This window comes from Sphingomonas sp. ASV193, from assembly GCF_040203355.1.
Taxonomy (GTDB): domain Bacteria; phylum Pseudomonadota; class Alphaproteobacteria; order Sphingomonadales; family Sphingomonadaceae; genus Sphingomicrobium.
Genome location: NZ_JBEHBW010000002.1, coordinates 148,192 through 174,791, shown reverse-complemented (window position 1 = coordinate 174,791; position 26,600 = coordinate 148,192). Strand labels below are relative to the sequence as shown.

Genomic DNA, 26,600 nt, shown 5'->3' with positions numbered 1-26,600 from the left:
CATCGGCTCACGCCCCCGGCAGTCGAAGGATATGCTTGGCGACGATGCCGAGCTGGATCTCGCTGGTGCCGCCCTCGATCGAATTGGCCTTGGTGCGAAGCCAGTCACGCGCCGCCTTGCCGCCGTTCGACCGGTCGCTGTCCCATTCGAGCGCGTCCGACCCGCCCGCCGCCATCGCCAGCTCGTGGCGGCGCTTGTTGAGCTCGGTGCCGGCATATTTCATCATGCTCGGCATCGCCGGGTGCGCTTGTCCGGCCTTCAGCTCGTCGATGAACTTCTCGCTCATGGCGGCGAAGGCGAGCGCGTCGACGTCGAAGTCGGCGATTTCGGCGGCGAGCAGCGGGTCGTCGACCGGACCGACGCTTTCGCCGAGCGTCAGCTTGGCCCCGCCGAGCCCCATGCCGCTGATCATCTCGCGTTCGTGGCCGAGCAGATATTTGGCGACGTCCCAGCCCTTGTCGACCTCGCCGACGACCTGGTCCTTGGGGACCTTCACATCGTCGAAGAAGGTTTCGCAGAAGGGCGAATAGCCGCTGATCAGCAGGATCGGCTTGGTCGAGACGCCGGGGCTCTCCATGTCGAACAAGAGGAAGCTGATCCCGCCGTGCTTGCTCTCGCTGGAGGTGCGGACGAGGCAGAAGATCCAGTCGGCCTGGTCGGCGTAGCTGGTCCACACCTTTTGCCCGTTGACCAACCAGTAGTCGCCCCGATCCTCATCAAAAGCTTCTTCGGCCTTGGTCTGAAGCCCCGCGAGGTCGCTGCCCGCGCCCGGCTCGCTATAGCCCTGACACCAGCGGATCTCGCCGCGCGCGATCTCGGGGAGGAAGCGCTTCTTCTGCGCCTCGGTGCCATATTTGAGCAGCGCCGGCCCGAGCATCGATATGCCGAAGCTGGTGAGCGGCGGCCGCGCGCCGATCGCCGCCATTTCTTCCTTGAGCACCTTGGCCTCGGGCGGGGTCAGTCCGCCGCCGCCATAGTCCTTCGGCCAGTCGGGAACGGTCCAGCCGCGCTCGCCCATGACCCTCAGCCAGTCGCGCTGCGCATCCGACTGGAAGACGAAATGCCGCCCGCCCCAACAGGCGTCCTTTTCGCTCTTCATCGGCTTCCGCATCTCGGGCGGGCAGTTCGCTTCGAGCCAGGCGCGGGTGTCGGCGCGGAAGCGTTCAAGATCGGTCATCGGAGTCGTCCTCTCGATCCCCATCTTGTCGCCCGCGCCCGGCAGGTCAAATGCCGCGCTTTCCCTAGGGGCGGGGTTTGAGGCCCGAATGGGTGATGTGCCAGCGGCGCTGCTCGGCGCTCGATCCGGGCACGTCGTTGACCCGGCGCATGGTGATCGGCCCTTCGAGCGTGAAGCCGCCGCCCCTCGACAGGTTGCCGGTGACCTGCAGCGGGACGGTGATGTAGGACGAGCCCGCCGCGCCCTCCATCGGGCCCGGATTGCCGATGTGGCAGTCGTAGGCACGGTACTTGGCGAAGCTGTCGCTGAACTGGCCCAGCGTCATGCCGGTCGCCTTTCCGCCGCCGTCCCACAACGCGTAGGCGTCGCGATACCGCTTAGTCGCCACCGCGTCGCAATATTCGAGCAGCCGGCGCGCCGCGCCCGCGGCGGTCTTTTCGCCGGGCGGAGGGGGCGCGTCGGGGTCCATATGCGGCGGCGGCGGGTTCGCGTCGGGCCGCGCCGGCGTGCCAGGCAAGCCCGGGATCGGGACGGGGACGGGAGTGGTTCCCTGGCGACCTTGCGCGCGTCCGATCCGCGCCTCGGGCGAGAGGTCGTTGGCGACCGGGCCGACGCTGTTCACGTCGGGCGTGGCCGGGAGCACGGTCTTGGTATCGGCATTGGCCTGGTTTCCCAGCTGGTCGGGCTGGACGGGCGAGTGGCAAGCGCCGAGCAGCAGCGTGGCGGAAAGGAGCGTCATCCGGGTCATGCGGGCTGAACCCGCGGCGAGCGAAGCCCGTTCCCCTTGCCCTGTCGCTGCGCTCGTCCTAGCCGGTTTCGACACGCAACCGAGGCGGCGTTCGCGGGCAGGAGAGACCGGTGGATTTTGACCTTACGGAACGGCAGGCTTTCTTCCGCGACAAGGTGAAAGCGTTCATCGATTCGCAGGTCCGCCCACGAGTCGGCGACTATCATCTGCAGCAGGCCAGCGGGGATCGCTGGAAGGTCCTGCCGGTCATCGAGGACCTCAAGCCCAAGGCGCGCGGGGCGGGGCTTTGGAACCTGTTCATGCCGCCGGGCGGCGCGCTCGCCCATGCCGACGAGAGCTTCGCGTTCGAGGGCGAGCAACTGACCAACCTCGAATATGCGCTGTGCGCCGAGGAGATGGGACGAATCCTCTGGTCGGCCGAGGCGTTCAACTGCTCGGCCCCCGATACCGGCAATATGGAGGTGCTCCACCGCTACGGCACCCGCGAACAGAAGGAGCAGTGGCTTGCCCCGCTGATGCGCGGCGAAATCCGCAGCGCCTTCCTCATGACCGAGCCGGGGGTCGCAAGCTCGGACGCGACCAACATCGAATGCCGGATCGACCGCGACGGCGACGATTACGTCATCAACGGCCGCAAATGGTGGAGCTCGGGCGCGGGCGACCCGCGCTGCAAGGTCGCGATCCTGATGGGCAAGACCGACACCGAGGCGCGCAAGCACCAGCAGCAGTCGATGATCCTCGTCCCGCTCGATGCGCCGGGGATCACGATCGAGCGCCACCTCAGCGTATTCGGCTATGACGACGCACCGCACGGCCACATGGAAATCGCGCTGAACGACGTGCGCGTCCCCGCCGCCAACCTGCTGCTCGGCGAGGGCCGCGGGTTCGAGATCGCGCAGGGACGGCTCGGGCCGGGCCGCATCCAGCACTGCATGCGCACCATCGGCGCCGCCGAGGAATCGCTCGAGCTGATGTGCGCGCGGCTCCAGTCGCGCGTCGCTTTCGGCAAGCCGATCGCCGCGCACAGCGTGTGGGAACAGCGCGTCGCCGAGGCGCGGATCGAGATCGACTGCACCCGGCTGCTGTGTCTCAAGGCCGCCGACATGATGGACAAGGCGGGCAACAAGGCGGCGAAGGCCGAGATCGCGATGATCAAGGTCAAGGCCCCGCGCATGGCGCTCAAGGTGATCGACGACGCGATCCAGGCGTTCGGCGGCGCGGGCGTGTCGCAGGACACGCCGCTGGCGCACAGCTATGCGGGCATCCGCACGCTGCGCCTCGCCGACGGGCCCGACGAGGTGCACAATCGCAGTATCGCGCTCGCCGAGTTCGCCAAGCACGGGGCCGGCGCTTGAGTGGGCTGTTCGACCTGACCGGCAAGGTCGCGATCGTCACCGGCTCGTCGCGCGGAATCGGCAGGGCGATCGCCGAGGCACTGGCGGAGCAGGGCGCGAAGGTCGTCATCTCGAGCCGCAAGCAGGACGCCTGCGAGGAGGTCGCCGCCGCGATCAACGCCGCGCATGGCGAGGGCACGGCGGTCGCCATCGCCGCGAGCATTTCCGAGAAAGAGGCGCTGGAGCATCTCGTTGCCCAAAGCCGAGCCGCCTTCGGCCGGATCGACATCCTCGTCTGCAACGCCGCGTCGAACCCCTATTACGGCCCGATGGCGGGGATCGCCGACGACCAGTTCCGCAAGATCCTCGACAACAACGTCCTGTCGAACCACTGGCTGGTCCAGCTCGTCGCGCCCGAGATGCTCGAACGCGGGAACGGCTCGATCGTCATCGTCAGCTCGATCGGCGGGCTGACCAGCTCGACCGTGATCGGCGCCTACAACATCTCCAAGGCCGCCGACTTCCAGCTGGCGCGCAACCTCGCCGCCGAGTTCGGGCCGAAGGGGGTGCGGGTCAACTGCATCGCGCCCGGCCTCGTCCGCACCGATTTCGCCCGAGCGCTGTGGGAAAATCCCGACACGCTGAAAGCCGTCACCCGCACCACCCCGCTGCGCCGGATCGGCGAGCCGCGCGAGATCGCGGGGGCGGCGGTCTACCTCGCCAGCGACGCGTCGAGCTTCATGACCGGGCAGGCGCTGATCGTCGACGGGGGAAGCACGATCGGGGTCGGGCTGTGAGCCGGCTGGCGGGCAAGATCGCGATCGTCACCGGCGCAGGGTCGGGCATCGGCGCGGCCACGGTCGAGCTGTTTCGCCGCGAAGGCGCGACGGTGGTCGGCGCCGACCTCAAGGGCGCCGACGTCGCCTGCGACGCGGGCGAGGAGGAACAGGTCCGCGCGCTGGTCGAGCAGGTCGTCGCCGATCATGGCGGGCTCGACGTCTTTTTCGCCAACGCCGGCGTGTCGGGCGGGTTCGACAGCCTGTTCGAGCAGGACGCGGCGACCTGGGCCGAGATCTTGCGGATCAACCTGATCGGCCCGTTCCTCGCGATCAAATATGCCGCGCCGGCGATGAAGGCGAAGGGACGCGGGTCGATCATCGCGACCGCCTCGGTCGCCGGGCTTCGCAGCGGCGCGGGCGGGCCGGCCTACAGCGCGTCGAAGGCGGGCGTGATCAACCTCGTCAAGGTCGCCGCGACCCAGCTCGCGGGCGCGAACATCCGGGTCAACGCGATCTGCCCGGGGCTTATCGAGACGGGGATGACCCAATTCATCTACGACCGCGCGCGCCAAAAGGGGCAGGAGGCGGCGATCGGCCACCTCAATCCCTTGAAGCGCGGGGGCGAGCCCGTCGAGATCGCCAACGCCGCGCTGTTCCTCGCCAGCGACGAGGCCAGCTACGTCAACGGGCAGGCGATCGTCGTCGACGGCGGCCTGTCGGCCTCGCACCCTTTCAATCACCAAAGCTACGGACGGACTTCGACATGAGCGATGCCATGACCAGTGGGCCCATCACGACCCAGATCCACCACGACATTCTTGTCGTCACCTCGAACAACCCGCCGGTCAACGCGCTCGGGCTCGCGGTCCGGCGGGGGCTGGTCGCGGCGATCGAAGAGGCCGAGGGCAATGACGCGGTCAAGGCGGTGGTGATCCGCTGCGAAGGACAGACCTTTTTCGCCGGCGCAGACGTCAGCGAGTTCGGCACCCCCAAGGCGTTCGAACAGATGCTGCCGACCGTGGTCGACATCATCGAGAATTGCACCAAGCCGGTGGTCGCCGCGATCCACGGCACCGCGCTCGGCGGCGGGCTCGAGGTCGCGCTCGCCTCGCACTATCGCGTCGCCGACAAGACCGCGAAGTTCGGCGTTCCCGAGGTCAAGCTCGGCATCCTCCCCGGCGCGGGCGGCACCCAGCGGCTACCGCGCGTCGCGGGCGTGCCGCTGGCGCTCGAGATGGCGACCACCGGCAAGATGATCGGCGCGAAGGAGGCGAGCGAGGCGGGGCTGATCGACCGGATCGTCGAGGGCGACCTCCTCCAGCACGCGGTCGCCATGGCCGAGGAAGTGAAGGACATTCGCCCGCTGCCGAAGTCGAGCGAGAAGCAGGACAAGGTCAGCGGCGTCGACCCGTCGGTGTTCGCCGACTTCCGCAAGGCCAACGCCCGCAAGTTCCGCGGCTTCGACGCGCCCGAAGCGAACATCCAGTGCATCGAGGCAGCGACCGCCAAGCCCTATGCCGAGGGCGTTCAGGTCGAGCGCGCCAAGTTCATGGAGCTGATGAGCGGGCTCCAGGCCAGGGCGCAGCAATATTTCTTCTTTGCCGAGCGCAAGGCGGCGAAGATCGACGGCATCCCCGAGGACACCCGGCCGCGCACGATCGCCAAGGTCGGGGTGATCGGCGCGGGGACGATGGGCGGCGGCATCTCGATGAACTTCCTGTCGGCGGGAATCCCGGTGACGATCTTCGAGATGAACCAGGAAGCGCTCGACCGCGGCACCGGCATCATGCGCAAGAATTACGAGGCGACGGCTGCCAAGGGCCGGATGAGCGCGGACCAGGTCGAGCAGGCGATGGGGCTGCTGACCCCGACGCTCGATTTCGCCGCGCTCGCCGATTGCGACCTCATCATCGAGGCGGTGTTCGAGCAGATGGAGATCAAGAAGGACATCTTCACCCGCCTCGACGCGACGGTGAAGCAGGGCGCGATCCTCGCCAGCAACACCAGCTACCTCAACATCGACGAGATCGCGGCGGTGACCAAGCGGCCTGAGGACGTGGTGGGCTTGCACTTCTTCTCGCCCGCCAACGTGATGAAGCTGCTCGAAGTCGTGCGCGGGGCGAAAACCGCGCCCGACGTGCTGGTCACCGCGATGCTGCTCGCCAAGAAGATCAAGAAGGTCGCGGTGGTCGCCGGGGTGTGCCACGGCTTCATCGGCAACCGCATGCTGATGCCGCGCCAGGTCGAGGCGACCAAGCTGCTGCTGGAGGGCGCGACGCCCGAGCAGGTCGATCGCGTCCATGTCGAGTTCGGCATGCCGATGGGCCCGTTCCAGATGGCCGACCTCGCGGGCGTCGACATCGGCTGGCACCGCGACCCGACCCGGATCGAAAACATCCGCGATGCGCTCGCCGCCGAGGGGCGCTGGGGCCAGAAGAAGCAGGCCGGCTTTTACGATTACGACGACAAGCGCCGACCGTCGCCCAGCCCGCGCGTGCAGGAGATCATCGACGATTTCCGCGCCAAGTCGGGGGTCGAGAAGCGCGACATCAGCGACGAGGAAATCGTCCAGCGCACGCTTTACACGATGGTCAACGAGGGCGCGAAAATCCTCGAGGAAGGCATGGCCCAGCGCGCGTCCGACATCGATGTCGTCTGGGTCTATGGCTACGGCTGGCCGGTCTATCGCGGCGGCCCGATGTTCTGGGCCGACAGCGAGGGGCTGCAGAAGATCGTCGACGGCCTCGAGGCGCAGGAATCGCGGATGGGGAGCGATTTTACGTTCAGCAAGTTATTGCTCGACAAGGCCGGGAACAATGAGAAGTTCACGCGCTGAAGGGAGACGCGCTCGATGTCGGACTATATGGTCAGCGAAACCACGGGGCAGGCGGCCGTCCGCTACCGGCCGAGCGTCATCGCGCTCCACTGGATCAGCGCGTTCCTGATCATCGCCCAGATCTTCGTTGGGCTGAAGTTCGGCGACATGCCCAAGGGGCCGGCGCGGATGGACCTGTTCGCTTGGCATAAGCTGATCGGCGTGGCGATCCTGCTGCTCGCGCTCGCCCGGCTCGGGGTCCGGCTGATGAACCCGCCGCCACCCTATCCGGCCGACATGCCGACGTGGGAACGTGCGGTCGCGGTGTGGACCCACCGCCTGTTCTATTTCCTGATTATCGCGCTCCCGGTGACCGGCCTCGCCGCCGTGTCGGGACGCGCGGTCGGCGGGATGACCGACCTCAAGTTCGGTCTGAAGTTCCCGGTCGTCCCGATCCCCGGCATCGGCGAATCGCACGAGTTGCTCGCGTGGGGCCTGATCGGCCTGCTCGCGCTTCACGTCCTCGCGGCATTGAAGCACCAGTTCATCGGCGACAGCCCGGTCAAGCGGCGGATGTCACCGGTCGGCTGATCGTAAACGAAGGATTTGTGACTGTACGGGCGTAGACACCAGCAAGACGCATCGTCGGACCGGGCCTTTCTGCGCGAAGCGGAGCTCGCGGTCCTCAACGCGCCCTTCGTCGAGGAAGGGTGGCGCAGTGCGCTTTGCGCGGTGTCGAGCGCGCTTCACTCGCGCGGCGCGAACCTCGTCTGCCTGGGCGGCGACCTGCCAACCCTCAACCTCGTCTCGGGCTTCGACCAGGGCGAGATCGACGACACGTTCGGGCTCCCCGAGCTGTGGGGCGCGGCGAACTGGCGGGTCGGTTCGACGACGAGGGTCGGCGATATCCAGCACGAACATCATTACGACCAGTACCGAACGCAGGCCCGAACCGAGATGTACGACGACGCGGTGAGCGATCTCGACATGCCCTATGGGTGCCAGACGCTGTTCCTCCAGGACGGTCGCGGCTTCGTCGGGCTCGCCCTGTTGCGCGGGCGGCGCAACGGGCGCTGCAAGGCCGAGACGCTCGCGGGTTTCAGCCGCCTCGCGCATTTCGTCGACCAGGGCGTGCGCGCGGAAATGGCGCTGGCGGGGGAGGGCGCGCACGTCGCGCTCGGCAACTACGACTCGATTTCGCCGCCGCTCTTGCTGCTCAACCGGCTCGGCTGGCTGGTCGCGACCAGCCCGGCGGCCGACCTCGCGCTCGACGAAGGCGACGCGGTCCGGGCCCGCGGCCGGCGAATCGCCTTCGTCGACGAGCGTCTCGACCGGAAATTCTGGCGGATCGCCGCCGCGCTTTTGCAACCCGGCAATGCCGCGCGCTCGATCAGCCTCGCGGTCGCGTCGGGGGCGATGCGGGCGCTTCATGTCGCGCGGATCGGCGGGGACGAGGACGCGCTCGGGCTTCACCCGTCGCTAGCGGTGCGGCTCGATTACGGACCGGCGTCCTAGCGCGCCGTCTCGCTGCTGTCCTCGGGCAGCAGAGCGAGCATCGCGCCCGCGATCGCGGCAAGCCCCGCCCCGGCGAGAAAGGTGGCGCTGGCCCCGTCGCGGTCCCAGATCAGCCCCGCGCCGAGGCTCGACAGCAGCGCCGCGACCCCCGACACGAAGAAAAAGGCGCCGAAGCTGACCGCGCGCCGCTCCGGCGCGGCGGCGTCGGCGACCATCCGGCTGAATACCCCCTGGGTGAGCGCCATGTGCGCGCCCCACAGCACGATCCCGGCGGCGACCGCGGCCAGGCTGGTCGACCAGGCCAGCCACAGGTCGGCGACGACCAGCACCACGATTCCCGCGCCGAGCAGGTGGCGCGGCGCGATCCGGTCGCTCCACGCCCCGGCGGGGTAGGCGAGCAGCACGTAGGACAGGTTGAACACCGCGAGTGCGAGCGGCGACCAGGCCGGGGCGACCCCCGCGTCGATCGCGCGCAGGACGAGGAAGCTTTCCGAAAAGCGCGCGAGCCCGAACAGGAACCCGACCTGGAGCAGCCGCCGAACGCCGGGGTCGAGATCGCGCAGCCCGCCCCAGCGCGCCTTGGGCGCGGGCACGGGCTTGTCCTCGCGCTCGCGCAGCATCGCCAGCAGGAACAGGAACGACAGCAGCGCCGGGATCACCGCGATCCAGAAGACGGTGCGGATGTCGTCACTGAACGCCCACATCAGCGCCACCGCCGCTAGCGGCGCGAGAAAGGCGCCGACGGTGTCGAGTGACTGGCGCAGCCCGAAGGCGGCGCCGCGCTGTTCGGGCGGGGTCTCGTCGGCGATCAGCGCGTCGCGCGGGGCGCCGCGAATGCCCTTGCCGATCCGGTCGATGAACCGCGCGCCGAGCACTGCGATCCACCCGGTCGCGAGCGGGAACAGCGGCTTCGACAGCGCCGCCATGCCGTAGCCGAGCAGGATCCACGGCTTGCGCCGCCGCTGCCGGTCGCTGAGCGCGCCGCTGCCGAGCTTGGCGATGTTGGCGGTCGCTTCGGCCACCCCGTCGAGCGCGCCCATCGCCGCGACCGGAAGCCCGAGCGTGACGGTCAGGAAGGCGGGGAGCAGCGCGTGATAGATCTCGCTCGACAGGTCCATCAGCAGGCTGACGATGCCGAGCACCCAGACGGTGCGGGGAAGCGATTGGCGCATCGCGCGACGCTAGCGGGGGGCCGCTCGCCGCGAAAGGGCGGGCGTGAAAATGCGTAAACATATTTGCGTGACGGCAAGTTTTCAGCTAGGGGTCCGGCATGTGGGGTAACAATTCTCCGGCGGCGCTTGCCGCGCGTTTCGCGGGACTGGTCGAACGGCTTGGCGGCGATGTCGGCGCCGCGCGCGCGGTCGGCCAGCAGCGCGAACTGCTCGAAGCGGTCCACCAGCTCGAACCCGCGACGCTCAACCAGGTTGCCGACCGGGTCGGGCGCGGCGCGCCCGCGGTCAGCCGCGCGGTCGACGCGCTGGTTCGTGCCGGGCTGGTCGAGCGGCAGGCCGATCCCGATCATCGCCGCCGCCTCGCGCTTCGCCTCACCGAGCAGGGGCACCAGGTGCTCGGGCGCCCCTCGGCGGGCGATGCGAAGCTTGAGGGCAAGCTCGCCAAGCTCGCCGCGAGCGAACTTCGCGCCCTCGAACGCGGGCTCGAAATCCTCGAGCGGCTGCCGCGGTAAGGTCTCGGCGCCTTACGCCGGTTGCCGCATCGCAGCATTTGCGCTAGGGGCCCGCGCAACCCCTTTTTCAGGAAAAATCGATGTCCCTTCGTAACGTGGCGATCATCGCCCACGTCGACCATGGCAAGACCACGCTCGTCGACCAGCTGTTCCGCCAGTCCGGCACCTTCCGCGACAACCAGCGCGTCGAGGAACGCGCGATGGACTCGAACGACCTCGAAAAGGAGCGCGGGATCACCATTCTCGCCAAGTGTACCTCGGTCGAGTGGAACGGCACGCACATCAACATCGTCGACACTCCCGGCCACGCCGACTTCGGCGCCGAGGTCGAGCGGATCCTCAGCATGGTCGATGGCGTCATCCTGCTGGTCGACGCCGCCGAAGGGCCGATGCCGCAGACCAAGTTCGTCACCGGCAAGGCGCTCGGCCTCGGGCTCAAGCCGATCGTCGTGGTCAACAAGATCGACCGCCCCGACGCGCGCGCCGCCGAAGTGCTCGACGAATGTTTCGAGCTGTTCCTCAATCTCGAGGCGAACGACGAGCAGCTCGATTTCCCGGTGCTCTACGCCTCGGGCCGCGCGGGCTATGCCGGGCGCGAGGACACGGTGCGCGAGGGCGACCTCACCCCGCTGTTCGAAACGATCGTCAGCCACGTGCCCGCACCGGGCCTCGACACCGACGCCGAGTTCAAGATGCTCGCGACGCTGCTCGACCGCGACAATTTCCTCGGGCGGATCCTGACCGGGCGGATCGAGAGCGGCACGCTCAACATCAACGACCCGATCCGCGCGATGGACGTCAACGGCAAGGTCGTCGAGGACGGCCGCGTGACCAAGCTGTTCGCTTTCCAGGGGCTCGAGCGCGTGCCGGTCGAGCAGGCCAAGGCGGGCGACATCGTCGCGATCGCCGGGCTGATGAAGGCGACCGTGTCGAACACCATCGGCACCCCGCAGATCAGCGAACCCTTGCATGCGCGTGAGATCGATCCGCCGACGCTCAGCATGACCTTCGCGGTCAACGACAGCCCGTTCGCGGGCAAGGACGGCGACAAGGTGCAAAGCCGCGTCATCCGCGACCGGCTCGAGCGCGAGGCTGAGGGTAACGTCGCGATCCGCGTCAACGAGACCGCGGGCGGCGAGGCGTTCGAAGTCTCGGGCCGCGGCGAGCTCCAGCTCGGCGTGCTGATCGAAACGCTTCGTCGCGAGGGCTTCGAACTGTCGATCAGCCGTCCGCGCGTGCTGTTCCGCGAAGGCCCCGACGGCCGCGAGGAGCCGTACGAGACCGTCGTGGTCGACGTCGACGACGAATTTTCGGGCACGGTCATCGACAAGATGGCGATGCGCAAGGCCGAGATGACCGACATGCGCCCGTCGGGCGGCGGCAAGACCCGGCTGACCTTCAGCGCGCCGTCGCGCGGGCTGATCGGCTACCACGGCGAGTTCCTGTCGGACACGCGCGGCACCGGCATCATGAACCGGCTGTTCGAGAAGTACGGCCCCTACAAGGGCAAGATCGACGGCCGCGCCAACGGCGCGCTGATCTCGATGGAGCAGGGGGCCGCGGTCGCCTACGCGCTCAACGCGCTGGAAGAGCGCGGCGTGCTGTTCGTCTCGCCCGGCGACATGCTCTACCAGGGCATGATCATTGGCGAGAGCGCCAAGCCGCACGATCTCGAGGTCAACGCCCAGAAGTCGAAGCAGCTCACCAACTTCCGCGCGTCGGGCAAGGACGAGGGCATCCGCCTCACCCCGCCGCGCAAGATGAGCCTCGAACAGGCGATCGCCTACATCCAGAACGACGAGCTGGTCGAAGTCACGCCCAAGGTCGTCCGCCTGCGCAAGCGCCACCTCGACCCGCACGAGCGGAAGAGGGAGAGCCGCAAGATGGAAGTCGCATAGCGGCGACCCCGCCGAGCGGTGCGTAAGCGGCGCGAAGCAAGCGTCGCACCGTCGAGAGACGGGGTCGCGCGGCCGACGGCCGAGTAGAACGAGAGCCGATCGACGGCGCGGGGATTCACTCCCCGCGCCGCGAACGCATTTTGAGAAAAGACGAGACCCATGACCCACCCCGCCGTCCACCCGACCCTCGCCAAGGCGCTCGAAGCGCGCGGCTACGCCACGCTGACCGCGGTCCAATCGGCGGTGATCGAGCCCGAGGCCGAGGGTCGCGACCTCGTCGTCTCGGCGCGCACCGGGTCGGGCAAGACGGTCGCCTTCGGGCTCGCGATGGCGGGCCAGCTGATCGAGGGCGAGCGCGTGCCGTGGCTCCAGCAGCCGCTCGGGCTCGTCATCGCGCCCACCCGCGAGCTCGCGCTCCAGGTCGGAAAGGAGCTCGAATGGCTCTACGCCGGGGCGGGGGCACGGATCGTCACCTGCGTCGGCGGGATGGACCCGATGAAGGAGCGCCGCGCGCTTCACGGCGGGGCGCATCTCGTCGTTGGCACGCCGGGGCGGCTTCGCGACCATCTCGAACGCGGCGCGCTCGACCTCAGCGAATTGCGCGTGGTCGTGCTCGACGAGGCCGACGAGATGCTCGACATGGGTTTCCGCGAGGAGCTCGAGGAAATCCTCGACGCCACCCCCGACACTCGCCGCACGCTTCTCTTCTCGGCGACCATGCCCCGCCCGATCCAGGCGCTGGCCAAGCGCTACCAGAAGGATTCGCTGCGGATCGAGACGGTCGCGCAGGGCGAGGCGCACGCCGACATCGCCTACCAGTGCGTCAGCGTGAACCCGACCGACATCGAACATGCCGTGGTCAACCTGCTCCGCTTCCACGAGGCCGAGACCGCGATCCTGTTCTGCGCGACGCGCGAGGCCGTGCGCCGGCTCCACGCCAGTCTGACCGAACGCGGCTTTCAGGTCGTCGCATTGTCGGGCGAGCATAGCCAGTCCGAACGCAACAACGCGCTCCAGGCGCTGCGCGACGGACGGGCGCGGGTTTGCGTCGCGACCGACGTCGCCGCGCGCGGGATCGACCTTCCCTCGGTCGGGCTGGTGATCCATGTCGAGCTGCCGCGCGACATCGAGGCGCTGCAGCACCGTTCGGGCCGGACCGGGCGCGCGGGGCGCAAGGGGACCGCGGTGCTGATCGTGCCGTTCCGCCGCCGTCGCAACGTCGAGGGGCTGCTTCGCCAGGCCAAGGTCGCCGCCGACTGGATCGAGCCGCCCCAGCCCGAGGAAATCCGCGGGCGCGACCGCGCGCGGCTGATGGAGCAGCTGACCGAGCCGGTCGAGATGGACGAGGACGACCGCGCCTTCGCCGAGCAGCTGATGGCGACGCTGACCCCACCCGAGATTGCCGCCGCGCTGGTCCGCGCGCTGCGCACCGACCTGCCCGCGCCCGAGGACATTCTCGCCGCCGGGCCGCGCGAGCGGGCACAGGACGCGGGGCCGCGCGCCGGGTTCGAGGGCGCGGGCTGGTTCCGGATCAACGCCGGGCGCCGCCACCGCGCCGACCCGCGCTGGCTGCTGCCGCTGATCTGCCGCTACGGCCATGTCACCCGGCAGGACATCGGCGCGATCCGCATCGCCGCGAGCGAAAGCTATTTCGAAGTGTCGGCGCGCGCGCTTCCGGCCTTCCGCAAGGCGCTGTCGCGCGCGGTGATTGCGCCCGAGGACGAGGGGCTGATGATCGAGGGCACGCCCGGGCCGCCGGTCCCCGGCACTCCCGTCCAGCACCGCCCGCGCCCGCACCCGATGACCAATCGCCCGCCGGTCAAGCGTCCGGGCCGGGGACCGAAGCGCTAGGCCTCGCCTTTCGCCCGCCCCCGCGATAGTCTGCCCGCTCGGAAGGGGGCCGATGACCGAGGGGCGCAAGCCGATCCTGTTCCTGAGTTACGCGCACGCCGACGAGGCGCGCGCGCGGCGACTGGCGAACGTGTTGACGTCGGCGGGCTACCAGCTGTGGTGGGACGCGCTGATCGAGGGCGGGGCGGCCTTCGCCACCTCGATCGAACAGGCGCTAGAGACCGCTGACGTGGTGGTCGTCCTGTGGTCGGCCGCCTCGGCCAAGTCTGATTGGGTCCGCGACGAGGCCGCGCGCGGGCGTGACCGGCACCGGCTGGTCCCGCTGAGCCTCGACGGCACGCTTCCGCCGCTCGGTTTTCGCCAATATCAGCAGATTGACCTCAGCCAGTGGCGCGGGCGGCGCGACAAGAGGATCGCCGCGGTCGAACGCGCGATCGCCGCAGTGATCGCGGGCCAGGTGCCAAGCGCCACCGCGGCGCCGTTCGTCGCCGACCGGCGCGCGTCGCGCCGCGGCGTGCTCTTGGGCGGCGCGGCGGCGGGGGTCGCACTGCTCGGCGGGGGTGCCTGGCTCGCCAATCGCGAGGGCTGGTTCGGCGCCGACCCGCCGCCGAGCCTGGCGGTGGTGCCCTTCCGCGATCTCGGCGGCGCGCCCGACCAGCGCTTCCTTGCCGACGGGCTGACCGAGCAGGTGCGAGTCGCGTTGACCCGCCTGCCCGAGCTCCAGGTGCTCGCCGCGACCTCGAGCGCCAAGGCCGCCGAGCAATCGGCCGACGCCAAGTCGATCGGCCACCTGCTCAATGTCGCTTGGGTGCTCGCCGGGTCGGTGCAGCGCGCAGGAAACCGGGTGCGGATCGTCACCGAGCTGAGCGACGGCGCGACCGGCTTCTCGCGCTGGACGCAGAGCTTCGACCGCGGGCTCGACGACATCTTCGCGGTCGAGAGCGAGATCGCTGGGCGAGTGGCCGAGGCGATGTCGGTCCAGATCGCGGTGCGCGAGGCGGCCCCCGGCGGCACGCGCAACGCCGACGCCTATCTCGCCTATACCCGCGGCAAGGCGCTGTTCGACCTCGCCAAGGACCAGGCGTCGGACAAGCGGGCGCTCGACTATTACGAGCTCGCGCTCGCCGCCGATCCCCGGTTCGCGCTCGCCTGGGCGGCCAAGTCGCGCTCGCTCGCCGCCTGGGCCAACGAATATGCGGTCGGTCCCGACATGAAGCCCTTCTACGAACAGGCGATCGCGGCGGCCGAAAAGGCGGTCGGCATCGCCCCCGGGCTCGCCGAGGCCCAGCTCGCGCTCGGCTTCGCCATTTACAACGGCAGGCTCGACGCCCCCGCCGCGCGCCCGGCCTACGACCGTGCTTACGCGCTGGGCAAGGGCGACGCCGACGTAGCGCTGCTCTTCGCGCTTTATTGCGGGCGCACGGGAAGGCCGGGGGAGGCGGCGCAGGCGGCGGCGCGCGCGGTGCTGCTCGACCCGCTCAACGCCCGCGCCTTCCGCGCGCAGGGGTCGGTCGCCTATGCCGCGCGCCGCTACGCCGACGCGCTCGGCCCGCTGGGGCGCGCGCTCGCGCTCAACCCGGCGATTACTTACGTCCACGCGCTCCAGGGCTTCTGCCTGCTCGGGCTCGGGCGAGCGGGCGAGGCGATGAAGGCGTTCGCGGCCGAGCCGCAACCGATGTTCCGCCTGTCGGGCCTCGCCATCGCGCAGGCGCGGTCGGGGGACAAGGCGGCGGCGACGCGGAGCTTCGAACAGCTGGTCGCCCAGTCGGGCGACGCGGCGGCCTACCAGCAGGCCGAGGTGTTGACCGCGCTCGGCCGACCCGACGAAGCGATCGCCGCGCTCGCGCGCGCCCGCGCGGTCGGCGACACCGGGCTCCACTTCCTCGCGACCGACCCGCTGCTCGACCCGCTTCGCGGCGACCCGCGCTTCGTCGCCTTCGCGCGCGAATTCCGCGGGTGAACCGGGCGACTCGCCCGGACCCGCGAAAAGTGGCATAAGTCCGAGGTTGTTTGGGAAGGGACGGATCATGGGCAAGGACAAGGACAAGGACCAGCAGGGTCAGCCGCAGGGCATCGTCGATGGCGATCCCAACACCCGCAAGGGCGTGACCCGCAACTCGGCGATCGACGGGGACCCCAACACCCGCGCCAAATAACCGCGTCAGGCCGGGGTGTCGGCCAAAGCGAGGATCGCCTGCCATTCCCCGGCCCTGACCGGAGTGACGCTTAGCCGCGACTGGCGAAGCATCTCCATCGCCGCGAGTGGCTTGCTCGCCTTGATCTCGGCCAGCGTCACCGGGCGCTTGAGCGCCTCGCCGGGCTCGACCCGGACGCTCGCCCACTGTCCGTCGGCGCCGTCGGGTTGCCACGCGCGGGTGATGCGCATCCTCGCCACCACCGCCTTCTGCTTGTTCGAGTGGTAGAAGAATGCCTCGTCGCCGGGCTTCATCTCCTTGAGGAAATTGCGCGCGGTGTAGTTGCGCACCCCGTCCCACTCGGTCGCGCCGTCGCGCACGAGGTCGTCCCAGCCAAACACGTCGGGCTCCGACCGCAGCAGCCAATAGGCCATGTCATTCCTCCGTTCGATTCGCCGCGACCTAACAAGGGCGGAACGACGAAGCGAGTGCCCAGCCCGGTGAACCGTTAAATTGCGTAAAAATTATCGATGTTTTTCAATCTGTTCCCACATTTATCGCAGATCGACCCCGGTTCATCGCCGTTTCCTTGTTTGCGCCGCAGCAATTCGTAAATCGCCCTCACGAAGTTTTTTAGCGAGAGATCCGGCGCAGCGTGGGGGCCGCCGGTTCGTGGGCAAGACGGATGGTTCGGGAGCGTGGCACGTCATCGCAGGGCGATGACGGCCGCGTTCCCGACCAGCCGCCAGAGAAGAGATACAGGTTGATCAGCATTTTGGGAGCCGGCCGCGCGTCGGCCGTGGCGGGGACGCTTTTGCTTGCGCTGGCGGGGTCGTCGGCGACCGCGCAGATGGTCGCGCCGGGGTCCGTCCAGCCTTACATCCAGCCGCTGGTCCAGCCGGTCGTCGCCGCGGTCCAGCAGGCGGTCGCGCCCGACCTCGACCAGCTCGTCGCGAGCAACAGCGGCGAGGACGCGCTCGACGACCAGGCGCAGTGCCTCGCTACCGCGGTCTATTTCGAAAGCCGCGGGGAGCCGCTCCAGGGCCAGCTCGCGGTCGCCAACGTCGTCATCAACCGCGCCCGCTCGGGCCGCTTCCCCGCCGACTGGTGCGGGGTGGTAAAGCAGCGCGCCCAGTTCAGCTTCGTTCGCAACGGCGCCTTTCCGTGGATCGACCCGGCGTGCGAGGCATGGCGCCGTGCCCGCGCAATCGCCCGGATCGCGCAGAAGAACCTCGCGGTCGAACTGCCCGCCGACGTGCTGTGGTATCACGCCAACTATGTCGCGCCGCGCTGGCGCAACCAGCTGGTCAAGGTCGAGCAGATCGGCGCGCACATCTTCTACCGCGCCTAGTTCCGCTCGCTTCGACTCGGTTCGTCGCCGAAAGCGGGCGGACTGGCGTTAACCCGTATGACGGGGGATTCGCGTGCCGATCGAAGTCGGTCAGCATCCCGTTCTAAGACAAGGATAATTGTCACGGGGAGACGCGACCTGTGCTGCGAATATTGATCGTCGAGGATGACCGGCAGCTCGCGACGACGCTCAAATATCTGGTCGAGGACAACCCGCGCTATCGCGTCGTCGGGATCGCCGACGACCTCGAAAGCGCGGTCGAGGTGGCCGAGCGCGAGACGCCCGACCTCGCGCTGGTCGATCTTCACCTTGCGCGCGGCACCACCGGTTTCTCGGTCGCGGTGCGGATGGGCGACAGCGGCATTCCCTGCTTCTTCATCACCGGGCGCGCGCCCGACTTCCCGATGCCCGACCTCGCGCTCGGCTGCCTGATGAAGCCGTTCACCGCCGAGGACATCCACCGCAGCCTTGCGGCCGCCGAGGACATGATGCGCGGGCGTGAATCGCTCCGCCCCAAGCTTCCGGTCAACCTGACGCTTTACGACCAGGCCGACGGCGAGGCAGCGCCGGAGGAACCGGGGTTCATCCCGTCAAAGCCGTCGCTCAAGACGCGGCTCGAACATTGGATCGCCGGCACGCAGCATTAGGCCCGTGCGGGGCGGGCTCAGCCTTCGCCTGATCCTACCAGCTTCGGTTCGAACGGTTTTCGCGCCGGCACCCCCGCCCGCGGGTGCGCGGCGAGGAAGGCGGGCAGGTCGTCGATCGCGGGCGACCAGAAGAAGCCCTGGCCCATCGCGCAGCCCGCGCTGGCGAGCACCGCGCGGCTGGTATCGTCCTCGATCCCCTCGGCGACCAGTTCGAGCCCGAGCTGGCGGGCGAGGTGGATGATCGCCAGCGTCACCGCCCGCTCGCGCGGGTGGCTCGCCATCCGGTGGACGAAGCGCTTGTCGATCTTCAGCCGGGTGATCGGGAAGTCGCTGACGTGGCTAAGGCTCGAATAGCCCGTTCCGAAATCGTCGAGCGCGATTCCCACGCCCGCCATCCGGAGACGCTCGAGCACCGTTCGCACCCGCGCCTGCTCGCCCAGCAACAGCGTGCTCTCGGTGATCTCGATCACCAGCCGGTCGGCGCCGATCCCCGCATTCCGCAGCCGGTCGAACAGCGCGTCGGCGAAGCCCGTCGCCATCAGGTCGCTCGGCGCGACGTTGACGCTGATCGCCTCGAGCCCGGGGCAGCTCTCGAGCATCGCGACCGTGTCGGTCATTACCCGGTCGAACACCCGCGCCGCGAGCCGGCTGTCGCCGAGCCCGAGCGCGAACTGTTCGGCCGGGACGACCTCGGTCCCGTGGCACAGGCGGATCAGCGCCTCGGCCCCGACGACATGGCCCTCGCGAAGGTCGACGATCGGCTGGAAAAAGGTCCGCACGCTGCCGTCGTGAAGCGAATCGCGCAGCCGCGCGCTCTGCTCCATGCGGGCGGTCGCGCGCCGTTCGATCGCCAAGCGGTTGCGCACCACCGAGCCGCGTTCGCTCTGCTTGCCATGGTAGAGCGCGGCATCGGCGCGCTGCTCGGCCGCCACCAGCGAGCGGTCGGCGCGGACCCGGCTGAGCCCGATCGTCGCCCCCAGCGTCAGCACGCCGAACGCCGAATCGCGCGGCTGGCGGAGCGATTCGACGAGCGTGTCGAGCCGCGCCTTCACCGCCTCTTCCTCGCCGTCGACCAGCATCCCGAATTCGTCGCCGCCGATCCGCGCGACGAGCGCGTCGGGAAACGCCTCGGCCATTCGCTCGGCGGCGGTGCGGAGCGCATGGTCGCCCGCCGCGTGGCCGAAAATATCGTTGATCAGCTTGAGGTGGTCGAGGTCGATGAGCGCGCAGAACAGCTTGCGCTCGGGATCGGCGGCGCGGACCGCGCCTTCCTCGTAAAAGGCGCGGCGGTTGAGGATCCCGGTCAATGGGTCGTGGGTCGCCGCCCAGCGCAACTGGTCGCGCTGCGCGCTCTCGTCGCTGATGTCCTGCACGACCCCGAAAATGCACGGGCGGCCCTGGCTGTCGGGGCGGGCGTGGCCGAGCGCGCGGATCCGCCGACGAACGCCGTTGGCGGTATACATCGTCGCTTCATAGTCGAAGTCGCCGCACACCTTGAACGCCTCGACCATCAGCGCGCGGGCGCGGACCCCGTCGTCGGGCTCGTAAAAGGAAAGCGCGTGGTCGACGTCGACCGGCGTCTCGGCCGGCAGTTCGTAGAGCGCGTAGGTCTGCTTCGAAAAGTGGAGCCGGTTGTCGCCGTCGAGCCACCAGTGGCCGATCTTGCCGACCTGTTCGGCCTGTTCGAGGTAGCGGGTGACCAGCGCGCCGGCTTCGTGCGCCCGCCGCGCGTCGTCGGCGGTCTCGGCGAGCGCGACCGACTGCTGCTGCGCCTTGAGCAATGCCTCGGCCATCCGCCCCAGGTCGACGATCGTCGCGATCTCCTCGGCGGAGAAGGTGCGGGGCCGCCGGTCGAGGATGGTGAGCGCGCCCGCGACATGCCCGCCGGGCAGGCGGAGCACGGTACCGAGATAGGCGCGAATGCCCCCGCCGACGACCAGCGGATGATCGCGGGTCCGCGGGTCGGCGGCGGTGTCCTCGATGACCATCAGCCCGCCCGCCGCCACCGCATGCTCGGTAACCGACCAGTCGCGCGGCATCTCGCTCTGTTCGAGCCCGATCGAGGCCTTGAAGATCACCCGGTCGGCGCCGACCAGGCAGACATAGGCGACCGGCGCCGACAGCAGCCGCGCGGCAAGGTCGACCAGCGGCGCGAACGCCCCGCCGCTTTCGGCGTCGAGCAAGCCCGACGCGCGCAGGGCCTCGACCCGCGCCGCCTCGTCGCTGCTCAACCCGGATACGGTCTGCAAACTCATCGCCGTCGTGGCTTAGCGAGAGGAGCTTAACATTTCCACTTGGCCGCGCGGTCGGCGGCGGGCGGCAGGAAAATTGGATGCCCGACGTGGATTCGAACCACGATTGACGGAGTCAGAGTCCGTAGTCTTACCATTAGACGATCGGGCAATCGTCGCCGGTGGGGGCCTTAGGAAGACCGCCCGGCCAAGTCAACGCTTGGCGCCGACGGTTGCGCATCGGCGGCGATTGGCGTTATGTCGAAGCCAAGTCAGCCGTCCGGCAAATCATTTCCGGCGGCGAAGGATAGAAATGGGTTCGGCCATGGCGCAGTCTGCCGCCACGCCGCCGCCGCCGGCTCGTTCCGTCGGCCCGGCCGCCTCCCCGGGAGGCCATGATCGGCACCGCCCGACCGCGCATCGCCATACCTATGCCGCGCTCGACCTCGGCACCAACAATTGCCGGCTGCTGATCGCGCGACCCGTCTTCAACGGCTTCGTCGTGATCGACGCCTTTTCGCGCGTCGTCCGGCTGGGCGAGGGCCTCGCGCTGTCGGGCCAACTCAGCAAGGAAGCGATGGACCGGGCGGTTGGCGCGCTCGCGATCTGCGCCGACAAGCTCGTCCGCCGCAACGTCAGCCTGTCGCGCTCGGTCGCGACTGAGGCGTGCCGCCGCGCCGCCAACGGGCGCGAGTTCATCGAGCGGGTGAAGCGCGAGACCGGGGTGGTGCTCGAAATCATCCCTCCCGCCGAGGAGGCCCGGCTGGCGGTGCTCGGCTGCCACAAGCTGCTCGAACCCGGCGGCGGTCCCGCGCTGATCTTCGATATCGGCGGCGGGTCGACCGAGCTGGTGCTGGTCGAACCGGGCGAGGGCGAAGCGGCGCCGCGGATCCGTGCATGGTGGTCGGCGCCGTGGGGCGTCGTCTCGCTGACCGAGAGCGAGGGACGCGAGGCGCTCGAGGGCCCCGACCGGGTGCGCGCCTACGAGCGGATGCGCGAACGCGTCCGCCGCAGCTTCGCCCGGTTCGTCGAGATGCTGCCCGAGGAAAAGGCCAACGTCGGCCTGCTCGGCACCTCGGGGACGGTGACGACGCTGGCGAGCGTCCACCTCGCGCTTCCCGCCTACGACCGGCGCGCGGTCGACGGGCTGAGCGTCCCGGTCGCGGACATGCGGCGGATCTCGACGATGATCGCCGAGATGGACTTCAGCGGCCGGGCCGGGCTGCCGTGCATCGGCAGCGACCGTGCCGACCTCGTCGTCGCGGGCTGCGCGATCCTCGAGGCGATCCTCGACATCTGGCCCGCCGAAAAGCTGGGGGTCGCCGACCGCGGCATCCGCGAGGGCATCTTGCGCTCGCTGATGGCGCGCGACGGATATGCGCTGTGACCGAGCGGCTGCGGTCGGCCAAGGGGCGCAAGGTCAGCTCGACCAAGTGGCTCGAGCGCCAGCTCGCCGACCCTTACGTCAAGCGGGCGAAGGCCGAGGGCTATCGCAGCCGCGCCGCCTACAAGCTGATCGAGCTCGACGAGAAGTTCGACCTGTTGAAAGGCGTCAAGGCGGTGGTCGACCTCGGCATCGCCCCCGGGGGCTGGAGCCAGGTGGTGCGAAAGCGTGTGCCCGCGGCGAAGGTGGCGGGGATCGACCTGCTGCCGACCGACCCGCTCGACGGGGTCGCGATCCTGCAGATGGACTTCATGGACGATGCCGCGCCCGACCGGCTGCGCGAGGCGCTCGGCGCGCCGCACGCCGACCTCGTGCTCAGCGACATGGCCGCCAACACCGTCGGCCACCCGCAGACTGATCACCTGCGGACGATGGCGCTGGTCGAGGCGGGGATGATGTTCGCCGCCGAGATCCTTCGCCCGGGCGGCGCCTATGTCGCCAAGGTGCTGGCCGGCGGCGCCGACAATAACCTCGTCGCCGAGCTCAAGCGCCGCTTCACCACGGTCAAGCACGCCAAGCCCCCCGCCAGCCGCAAGGGCTCGAGCGAATGGTATGTCGTCGCGCAGGGCTTCAAGGGCTAGGCCGCGCCTCCTTCCGCCTCGTCGCGCGTTAGAGCGGTCGGACAAGGAGCAACAAGCGATGCACACCCGCAAACTCGGCCGCGACGGCCCCGTCGTGTCGGCGATCGGCCTCGGCTGCATGGGGATCAGCACCGCCTACGGGACCGCGCTGGGCAGGGACGACGGCATCGCGCTCCTTCGCGGCGCGGTCGACCGCGGGGTCAGCCTGTTCGACACCGCCGAGGTTTACGGCCCGTTCGTAAATGAGGAGGTCGTCGGCGAGGCGCTCCGCCCGGTCCGCGACCGGGTCGTGATCGCGACCAAGTTCGGCTTCAATTTCGACGTCGACGGGAAACAATTGCCCGGGGTCAACAGCCGTCCCGAGCGAATCCGCGCGGCGGTCGACGGGTCGCTGAAGCGGCTCGGGGTCGAGACCATCGACCTGCTCTACCAGCACCGGGTCGACCCCGACGTGCCGATCGAAGAGGTCGCGGGGACGGTCAAGGCACTGATCGCGGCGGGCAAGGTGCGCTTTTTCGGGCTTAGCGAGCCGGGCGTCGACACGCTCCGCCGGGCCCATGCCGAACAACCGGTGACCGCGGTGCAGAACGAATATTCGCTGTGGTGGCGCGAGGTCGAGACCAACGGCACGCTCGCCGCCTGCGACGAACTGGGGATCGGGCTCGTGCCCTACAGCCCGCTCGGCCGCGGCTTTCTCACCGGGGCGTTCCCCAGCGGCCAGGCGCTCGGGGAGGGCGACTTCCGCGCCAACATCCCCCGCTTCCAGCCCGACGCGCTGGCGCAAAATCAGGCGTTCGTCGAGCTGCTTCGCTCGGTCGCGCAGGACGAGGGCGCGACCCCCGCGCAGGTGGCGCTGGCGTGGCTGCTCGCGCGGCGGCCGTGGATCGTGCCGATCCCGGGGACGACCAAGGCGTCGCGGCTGGACGAGAATATCGCCGCGACCGCGCTCGACCTGTCGCCAGGCGATCTCGCCAAGCTCGACGAAGGCGCATCGCGCCTCGTCGCGGCGGGCGAGCGCTACGCTCCGGCGCAGCTGGCGATGGTCGGGCGCGAGGCGACCCGCTCCGACGCCTGACCGGACGGTTGGTCGGCCAGACGATCAGAACGGCGCGCCGCGGCGACTAGGCCCAACAGCACCCACAAGTGGCGGGCATCCTCATACGAGCCGGTCAGCCCTTCGGCGGCGAACGCCGCGAGCCAGGCGAGCGCGAGCGTCGCGCCGAGGCCGTTCCCGCGCAGCGACACCGTCACCCAGCCGATCAGCAGCGCCAGCCCGGCAAGGCCGACCAGCCCGGTCTGCGCCGCGATATTGAGGTAAACATCATGCGCGTCGGTGACATTGTGCCACGCGCCGCCGGGATCGAGATAGTCGACCGATACCGGCCCCCCGGTCAGCCCCGTCCCGACCAGCGGATGCGCGGCCCACAGGCGCAGCGCGTCGCTCCACGCCAGCCAGCGAACCGCGGGATAGAACGGATGGCCCAGCATCTCGATCGACCAGTGCGCCGACGGGTGCGCGACCGGGGTCAGCGCCGCCGCCACGACCGACCCGGCCAGCGCGGCCGCGCCGCCTGCCAGCCACCAGCGCGATCGCCCGTCGCTCAGCGTCAGCCAGCCGCCGATCGCCAGCGCGAGCCCGCCGAGCCCCGGCGTCAGGCAGTACAGCGCGGTGATCGCGCTCGCTCCGCCAATCGTAAGGAACTTCCCACGGCCGATCCAGCCCGCGCGGCGCGCGTGGAGCAGCAGCAACACCGACACCGTCAGATAGGTGCAGAGCATCGCCGGGAAGGCGAAGGTCGACTGGAGCCGGGGATAGGGGCCGGGCGCCAGCGTCCCGAACGGGTGGAGCGCATAGTCGAGCCGGATGCCGAAGACGAACAGCGCGAGCGCGAGCACACCGACCCCCGCCGGGATCGCGCTCGCCCACAGCCACCGCCGCGCGGCGCGCTCGACCTGTCCCGCCGCGAGCCGGCTGGCGAGCAGCGCCAGCGCCGCCGAATAGCCGAGGATCGCGATCCGTTCGGGAACGAGCGTGCCGGCCGCGACCGTCGCGACGAGGAGTAGGCCGACATAGCCGAGGATCGGCAGGTCGCCAGGTTCGACCTTCAGCCGCGTCTCGCCGCGCAGCAGCGCCGCGACCCAGCACCCCGCCGCCACCGTGAACAGCGCCTCGGTGAGGCTAAGCGTCGCCCCGGCATAGGGGATGCCGAGTCGCGGCACCGCCAGCGACACGATGAGCGCGAGGAACGCGACCCGCGCGCTGGCGAGCACGTCAGCCTTTCCGCGCCGCCGCGATCGCTGCTTTCAGCCCGTCGTAGCCGACCGCCGCGTTGATCACCCGGTTGCCGACCACGAACAGCGGGGTGCCGGTCGCGCTGACCGCGCGGGCGAACTCGAAATTCTGGCGCAGCTCGGCGTCCTCGTCGGGGGTGATGCTGTCGGCGGCGGGGGACACGCCGACCTTGGCGGCGGCGGCGGCGATGTTCGCCTCGCTCGGGCTGTCGGTGCCGAACAGCGCGTCGTGGAAGGCGGCGAACCGGCCCGCCTTGGCCGCGGCCAGCGACACCTTGGCGGCGGCGAGGCTGTTCGGCCCGAGGATCGGAAGCTCGCGATAGACCACGCGCAGACCCTTGTCCTCGCTGAGCAGCCGGGCGATGTCGGGGTTCGACCGGCGGCAGTAGCCGCAGGCGTAATCGTAGAAATAGGTCAACGTCACGTCGGGCTTGGTCGCGCCTTCCCACGACGAATAGAAAGGCGTCTCGATCCGCGAGCGCCACGCGGCGAGCGTCGGCGCATATTGCCGGTCGCGAAGCGAATCGCCGACCTCGATCAGCATTTCGGGATGCGCCATCAGCGCCGATCGCACGAGCTTGGTGCCGACCAGTTGCGGCGCACCGAGCAGCAGCCCGACCACCGCGCCCGCTCCGACGAGCCCGCCGACGATCGCCGCGACCAGCGACGTCCCGCCGCGCGACCCGTTCCCCCCTGTTTCGACCGTCACGACTTGCCCTTTTTCTTCTTTTTCAATTCGGCCTCGGCCACCATGGCGATGTCCTGCGCGCGAAGATAGTCCGGCGTCCCGGCCTTCAGCCCGGCCATCGCCGTCTTGGCCGCGCCGAGCGCCTTCTTGGTATCGCCCTCGAGCTTGCTCTGCTCGGCATAGGCGAGCGAGGCGCGCGGCTGGTCGCCGTCATGGTCGTAGATCGACCCGAGCACGTACCAGGCGAACGGATTGTCGTTGTCGCGATTGACCGCCGCCTTCACCACCGCCTTGGCCTCGGCGAAATTCTTCGGATCCTCGGTCGCGATCAGCGCATGGCCGAGCATCACCGCGATCATCGGCTGGTCGGGCGCCTTCGCGACGGCGAGCCGCAGCGGGGCGATCGCGTCCGCCGGGTGCCCGCCTTCGAGGAGGATCTGGCCGTAAAGCTCGTTGTAATAGGGGTCCTCTGGGGCGAGCCTCAGCAGCGCCTGCGCCTCCATCTGCGCCTTTTGCGGATAGGAGCCCTGGTGATAGGCATAGGCCCGCGCGTAATGGGCGGCGGCGCTCTGGTCGCTCTCGGGATATTTCTGGACTGCGGTCTTGGGCTCGAGATAGCCGGTCAGCTTGCCCTTCACCCGCTGGAACCGCGCCTCGATCGCGGGGTCGCTCGGCCGGTTCCACGCCGGGTCGTGCTCGAGCTTCTGGTCGAGCGCGGCGATACGGTCGGCCGACAGCGGGTGGGTTCGGCCATAGGTCTGGTCGCTGTCCTGCGGGATGGCGAGGCGATATTCGAGGTTCTGCAGCTTCTTGAAGAAGTCGAGCATCCCCCTGCCGCTGATCCCCGCCTTCGACAGGTAGGTCGCCCCGGCGGCGTCGGCGGTCGCCTCTTGGCTGCGGGTGTAGGACAGGAAATTGCTCTGCGCCGCGGTCTGGCCGAGCGCCATGATGCCCATGCCGGCATCGCCCGCGCCCGCCGCGATCGCCGCCGCGCCGAGCAGCAGCGACAGGATCGAGATCCGGCTCGCCGATTTCTCGCCCTCGCCGATGCGGATCGCGTGGCCGCCGGCGACGTGGCCGAGCTCGTGCGCCAGCACGCCCTGCACCTGGTTGGCGTTGTCGGCGGCTTCGATCAGCCCGCTGTTGACATAGACCACCTGTCCGCCGGCGGTGAAGGCGTTCACCTCGGGGTCGTTGAGCAGGATGATCTGGACGTTCTTGGGGTCCATCCCCGCCGCCGCGATCAGCGGCGCGGCCATGTCGTGGAACAGCTTCTCGGTCTCGCTGTCGCGCAGCGCGTCCTGCGCGGCGGCGGGCTGCGCGGCGGCGAAGACGAGGGTCAGCGCCACCATGGCGCAGCGGGCGAAGCGGCGGACGGCGGTTCTCATCGCCCCGCCTGTCGCGCGATGCGGCTGAACCGACGATGAGCG

General features: G+C 69.5%; 24 protein-coding genes and 1 tRNA gene. 16 read left to right on the top strand and 9 right to left on the bottom strand.

The window, feature by feature from the left end; genetic code table 11:
- Positions 1–7: 7 nt before the first annotated feature.
- Both ABDK56_RS04740 and ABDK56_RS04735 read right to left on the bottom strand, forming a co-directional pair.
- A complete protein-coding gene (locus tag ABDK56_RS04740; RefSeq protein WP_349806989.1) occupies positions 8–1,177 on the bottom strand; it encodes an acyl-CoA dehydrogenase family protein in 1,170 nt (389 codons plus the stop codon).
- 64 nt (positions 1,178–1,241) lie between these two features.
- Positions 1,242–1,925 carry a hypothetical protein gene (locus ABDK56_RS04735; RefSeq protein WP_349806988.1) on the bottom strand — a complete coding sequence of 228 codons (684 nt, stop codon included), beginning with the start codon at positions 1,923–1,925 and terminating at the stop codon, positions 1,242–1,244.
- Between the two features lie 110 nt (positions 1,926–2,035).
- Between ABDK56_RS04735 and ABDK56_RS04730 the strand changes: the two genes are divergently transcribed.
- From ABDK56_RS04730 to ABDK56_RS04705, 6 genes are all read left to right on the top strand, one after another.
- Positions 2,036–3,280, top strand: coding sequence for an acyl-CoA dehydrogenase family protein (locus ABDK56_RS04730; RefSeq protein WP_349806987.1), 1,245 nt, complete (start codon positions 2,036–2,038; stop codon positions 3,278–3,280).
- A complete protein-coding gene (locus ABDK56_RS04725) occupies positions 3,277–4,056 on the top strand; it encodes an SDR family oxidoreductase (protein ID WP_349806986.1) in 780 nt (259 codons plus the stop codon). The genes ABDK56_RS04730 and ABDK56_RS04725 overlap by 4 nt, the downstream gene beginning before the upstream one ends.
- Entirely contained in the window at positions 4,053–4,805 is a 753-nt protein-coding gene (locus tag ABDK56_RS04720) for an SDR family NAD(P)-dependent oxidoreductase (RefSeq protein WP_349806985.1), read from the top strand. Before ABDK56_RS04725 ends, ABDK56_RS04720 begins: the two co-directional genes overlap by 4 nt.
- An 8-nt stretch (positions 4,806–4,813) precedes the next feature.
- A complete protein-coding gene (locus ABDK56_RS04715) occupies positions 4,814–6,874 on the top strand; it encodes a 3-hydroxyacyl-CoA dehydrogenase NAD-binding domain-containing protein (protein WP_349806984.1) in 2,061 nt (686 codons plus the stop codon).
- Between the two features lie 15 nt (positions 6,875–6,889).
- Positions 6,890–7,444 (top strand): cytochrome b, encoded by a 555-nt coding sequence (locus ABDK56_RS04710; protein WP_349806983.1) that lies wholly within the window; start codon positions 6,890–6,892, stop codon positions 7,442–7,444.
- Between the two features lie 141 nt (positions 7,445–7,585).
- A complete protein-coding gene (locus tag ABDK56_RS04705) occupies positions 7,586–8,368 on the top strand; it encodes a hypothetical protein (protein ID WP_349806982.1) in 783 nt (260 codons plus the stop codon).
- Here ABDK56_RS04705 and ABDK56_RS04700 read toward each other — a convergent pair.
- Entirely contained in the window at positions 8,365–9,540 is a 1,176-nt protein-coding gene (locus ABDK56_RS04700; RefSeq protein WP_349806981.1) for an MFS transporter, read from the bottom strand. The genes ABDK56_RS04705 and ABDK56_RS04700 overlap by 4 nt on opposite strands.
- A gap of 98 nt (positions 9,541–9,638) precedes the next feature.
- Here ABDK56_RS04700 and ABDK56_RS04695 point away from each other — a divergent pair, with 98 nt between their 5' ends.
- The 5 genes from ABDK56_RS04695 to ABDK56_RS04675 all read left to right on the top strand — a co-directional run bounded on the left by ABDK56_RS04695 (position 9,639) and on the right by ABDK56_RS04675 (position 15,957).
- Positions 9,639–10,052 carry a MarR family winged helix-turn-helix transcriptional regulator gene (locus tag ABDK56_RS04695; RefSeq protein WP_349806980.1) on the top strand — a complete coding sequence of 138 codons (414 nt, stop codon included), beginning with the start codon at positions 9,639–9,641 and terminating at the stop codon, positions 10,050–10,052.
- A gap of 80 nt (positions 10,053–10,132) precedes the next feature.
- Positions 10,133–11,950 carry a translational GTPase TypA gene (gene typA, locus ABDK56_RS04690; RefSeq protein ID WP_349806979.1) on the top strand — a complete coding sequence of 606 codons (1,818 nt, stop codon included), beginning with the start codon at positions 10,133–10,135 and terminating at the stop codon, positions 11,948–11,950.
- Positions 11,951–12,109: 159 nt separating this feature from the next.
- Entirely contained in the window at positions 12,110–13,801 is a 1,692-nt protein-coding gene (locus tag ABDK56_RS04685) for a DEAD/DEAH box helicase (RefSeq protein WP_349806978.1), read from the top strand.
- Positions 13,802–13,853: 52 nt separating this feature from the next.
- Positions 13,854–15,761, top strand: coding sequence for a TIR domain-containing protein (locus tag ABDK56_RS04680; protein WP_349806977.1), 1,908 nt, complete (start codon positions 13,854–13,856; stop codon positions 15,759–15,761).
- Positions 15,762–15,828: 67 nt separating this feature from the next.
- Entirely contained in the window at positions 15,829–15,957 is a 129-nt protein-coding gene (locus ABDK56_RS04675; protein ID WP_349806976.1) for a hypothetical protein, read from the top strand.
- Between the two features lie 5 nt (positions 15,958–15,962).
- Here the strand turns inward: ABDK56_RS04675 and ABDK56_RS04670 are convergent, their stop codons facing one another.
- Positions 15,963–16,370, bottom strand: coding sequence for an EVE domain-containing protein (locus tag ABDK56_RS04670; RefSeq protein ID WP_349806975.1), 408 nt, complete (start codon positions 16,368–16,370; stop codon positions 15,963–15,965).
- A gap of 329 nt (positions 16,371–16,699) precedes the next feature.
- Here ABDK56_RS04670 and ABDK56_RS04665 point away from each other — a divergent pair, with 329 nt between their 5' ends.
- Positions 16,700–17,287 (top strand): cell wall hydrolase, encoded by a 588-nt coding sequence (locus tag ABDK56_RS04665; protein ID WP_349806974.1) that lies wholly within the window; start codon positions 16,700–16,702, stop codon positions 17,285–17,287.
- 152 nt (positions 17,288–17,439) lie between these two features.
- A complete protein-coding gene (locus tag ABDK56_RS04660; RefSeq protein ID WP_349806973.1) occupies positions 17,440–17,934 on the top strand; it encodes a response regulator in 495 nt (164 codons plus the stop codon).
- A 17-nt stretch (positions 17,935–17,951) separates the two neighbouring features.
- Here the strand turns inward: ABDK56_RS04660 and ABDK56_RS04655 are convergent, their stop codons facing one another.
- On the bottom strand, positions 17,952–20,189 hold the full coding sequence (locus ABDK56_RS04655) for a putative bifunctional diguanylate cyclase/phosphodiesterase (protein WP_349806972.1): 2,238 nt from the start codon (positions 20,187–20,189) through the stop codon (positions 17,952–17,954).
- A 74-nt stretch (positions 20,190–20,263) separates the two neighbouring features.
- Positions 20,264–20,337: transfer RNA gene (locus tag ABDK56_RS04650), tRNA-Gln, on the bottom strand.
- A gap of 153 nt (positions 20,338–20,490) precedes the next feature.
- Here ABDK56_RS04650 and ABDK56_RS04645 point away from each other — a divergent pair.
- Genes ABDK56_RS04645 through ABDK56_RS04635 form a run of 3 tightly spaced genes read left to right on the top strand, consistent with a single transcriptional unit; the run spans position 20,491 to position 23,265 of the window.
- Positions 20,491–21,552 (top strand): Ppx/GppA phosphatase family protein, encoded by a 1,062-nt coding sequence (locus ABDK56_RS04645; RefSeq protein WP_349806971.1) that lies wholly within the window; start codon positions 20,491–20,493, stop codon positions 21,550–21,552.
- Positions 21,549–22,190 (top strand): RlmE family RNA methyltransferase, encoded by a 642-nt coding sequence (locus tag ABDK56_RS04640; RefSeq protein ID WP_502959266.1) that lies wholly within the window; start codon positions 21,549–21,551, stop codon positions 22,188–22,190. Before ABDK56_RS04645 ends, ABDK56_RS04640 begins: the two co-directional genes overlap by 4 nt.
- Before the next feature lie 58 nt (positions 22,191–22,248).
- The gene (locus tag ABDK56_RS04635; RefSeq protein ID WP_349806970.1) at positions 22,249–23,265 is read left to right on the top strand and encodes an aldo/keto reductase; all 1,017 of its coding nucleotides are present in this window, start codon (positions 22,249–22,251) and stop codon (positions 23,263–23,265) included.
- On the opposite strand, the gene ABDK56_RS04630 is transcribed toward ABDK56_RS04635, so the two are convergent.
- Genes ABDK56_RS04630 through ABDK56_RS04620 form a run of 3 tightly spaced genes read right to left on the bottom strand, consistent with a single transcriptional unit; the run spans position 23,208 to position 26,558 of the window.
- A complete protein-coding gene (locus ABDK56_RS04630; RefSeq protein WP_349806969.1) occupies positions 23,208–24,461 on the bottom strand; it encodes an O-antigen ligase family protein in 1,254 nt (417 codons plus the stop codon). The two genes, ABDK56_RS04635 and ABDK56_RS04630, sit on opposite strands and share 58 nt — an antisense overlap.
- Before the next feature lies 1 nt (position 24,462).
- Positions 24,463–25,191 carry a DsbA family protein gene (locus tag ABDK56_RS04625; protein WP_349806968.1) on the bottom strand — a complete coding sequence of 243 codons (729 nt, stop codon included), beginning with the start codon at positions 25,189–25,191 and terminating at the stop codon, positions 24,463–24,465.
- The gene (locus ABDK56_RS04620) at positions 25,188–26,558 is read right to left on the bottom strand and encodes a M48 family metalloprotease (protein WP_349806967.1); all 1,371 of its coding nucleotides are present in this window, start codon (positions 26,556–26,558) and stop codon (positions 25,188–25,190) included. The genes ABDK56_RS04625 and ABDK56_RS04620 overlap by 4 nt, the downstream gene beginning before the upstream one ends.
- Between the last annotated feature and the right edge of the window lie 42 nt (positions 26,559–26,600).

Bases quoted from the DNA above. Each gene is read 5' to 3' on its own strand.
- ABDK56_RS04740 (WP_349806989.1), bottom strand. From the start codon at position 1,177: ATGACCGATCTTGAACGCTTCCGCGCCGACACCCGCGCCTGGCTCGAA.
- ABDK56_RS04735 (WP_349806988.1), bottom strand. From the start codon at position 1,925: ATGACCCGGATGACGCTCCTTTCCGCCACGCTGCTGCTCGGCGCTTGC.
- ABDK56_RS04715 (WP_349806984.1), top strand. From the start codon at position 4,814: ATGACCAGTGGGCCCATCACGACCCAGATCCACCACGACATTCTTGTC.
- ABDK56_RS04710 (WP_349806983.1), top strand. From the start codon at position 6,890: ATGTCGGACTATATGGTCAGCGAAACCACGGGGCAGGCGGCCGTCCGC.
- ABDK56_RS04700 (WP_349806981.1), bottom strand. From the start codon at position 9,540: ATGCGCCAATCGCTTCCCCGCACCGTCTGGGTGCTCGGCATCGTCAGC.
- ABDK56_RS04695 (WP_349806980.1), top strand. From the start codon at position 9,639: ATGTGGGGTAACAATTCTCCGGCGGCGCTTGCCGCGCGTTTCGCGGGA.
- typA (WP_349806979.1), top strand. From the start codon at position 10,133: ATGTCCCTTCGTAACGTGGCGATCATCGCCCACGTCGACCATGGCAAG.
- ABDK56_RS04685 (WP_349806978.1), top strand. From the start codon at position 12,110: ATGACCCACCCCGCCGTCCACCCGACCCTCGCCAAGGCGCTCGAAGCG.
- ABDK56_RS04680 (WP_349806977.1), top strand. From the start codon at position 13,854: ATGACCGAGGGGCGCAAGCCGATCCTGTTCCTGAGTTACGCGCACGCC.
- ABDK56_RS04675 (WP_349806976.1), top strand. From the start codon at position 15,829: ATGGGCAAGGACAAGGACAAGGACCAGCAGGGTCAGCCGCAGGGCATC.
- ABDK56_RS04670 (WP_349806975.1), bottom strand. From the start codon at position 16,370: ATGGCCTATTGGCTGCTGCGGTCGGAGCCCGACGTGTTTGGCTGGGAC.
- ABDK56_RS04655 (WP_349806972.1), bottom strand. From the start codon at position 20,189: ATGAGTTTGCAGACCGTATCCGGGTTGAGCAGCGACGAGGCGGCGCGG.
- ABDK56_RS04645 (WP_349806971.1), top strand. From the start codon at position 20,491: ATGGCGCAGTCTGCCGCCACGCCGCCGCCGCCGGCTCGTTCCGTCGGC.
- ABDK56_RS04635 (WP_349806970.1), top strand. From the start codon at position 22,249: ATGCACACCCGCAAACTCGGCCGCGACGGCCCCGTCGTGTCGGCGATC.
- ABDK56_RS04620 (WP_349806967.1), bottom strand. From the start codon at position 26,558: ATGAGAACCGCCGTCCGCCGCTTCGCCCGCTGCGCCATGGTGGCGCTG.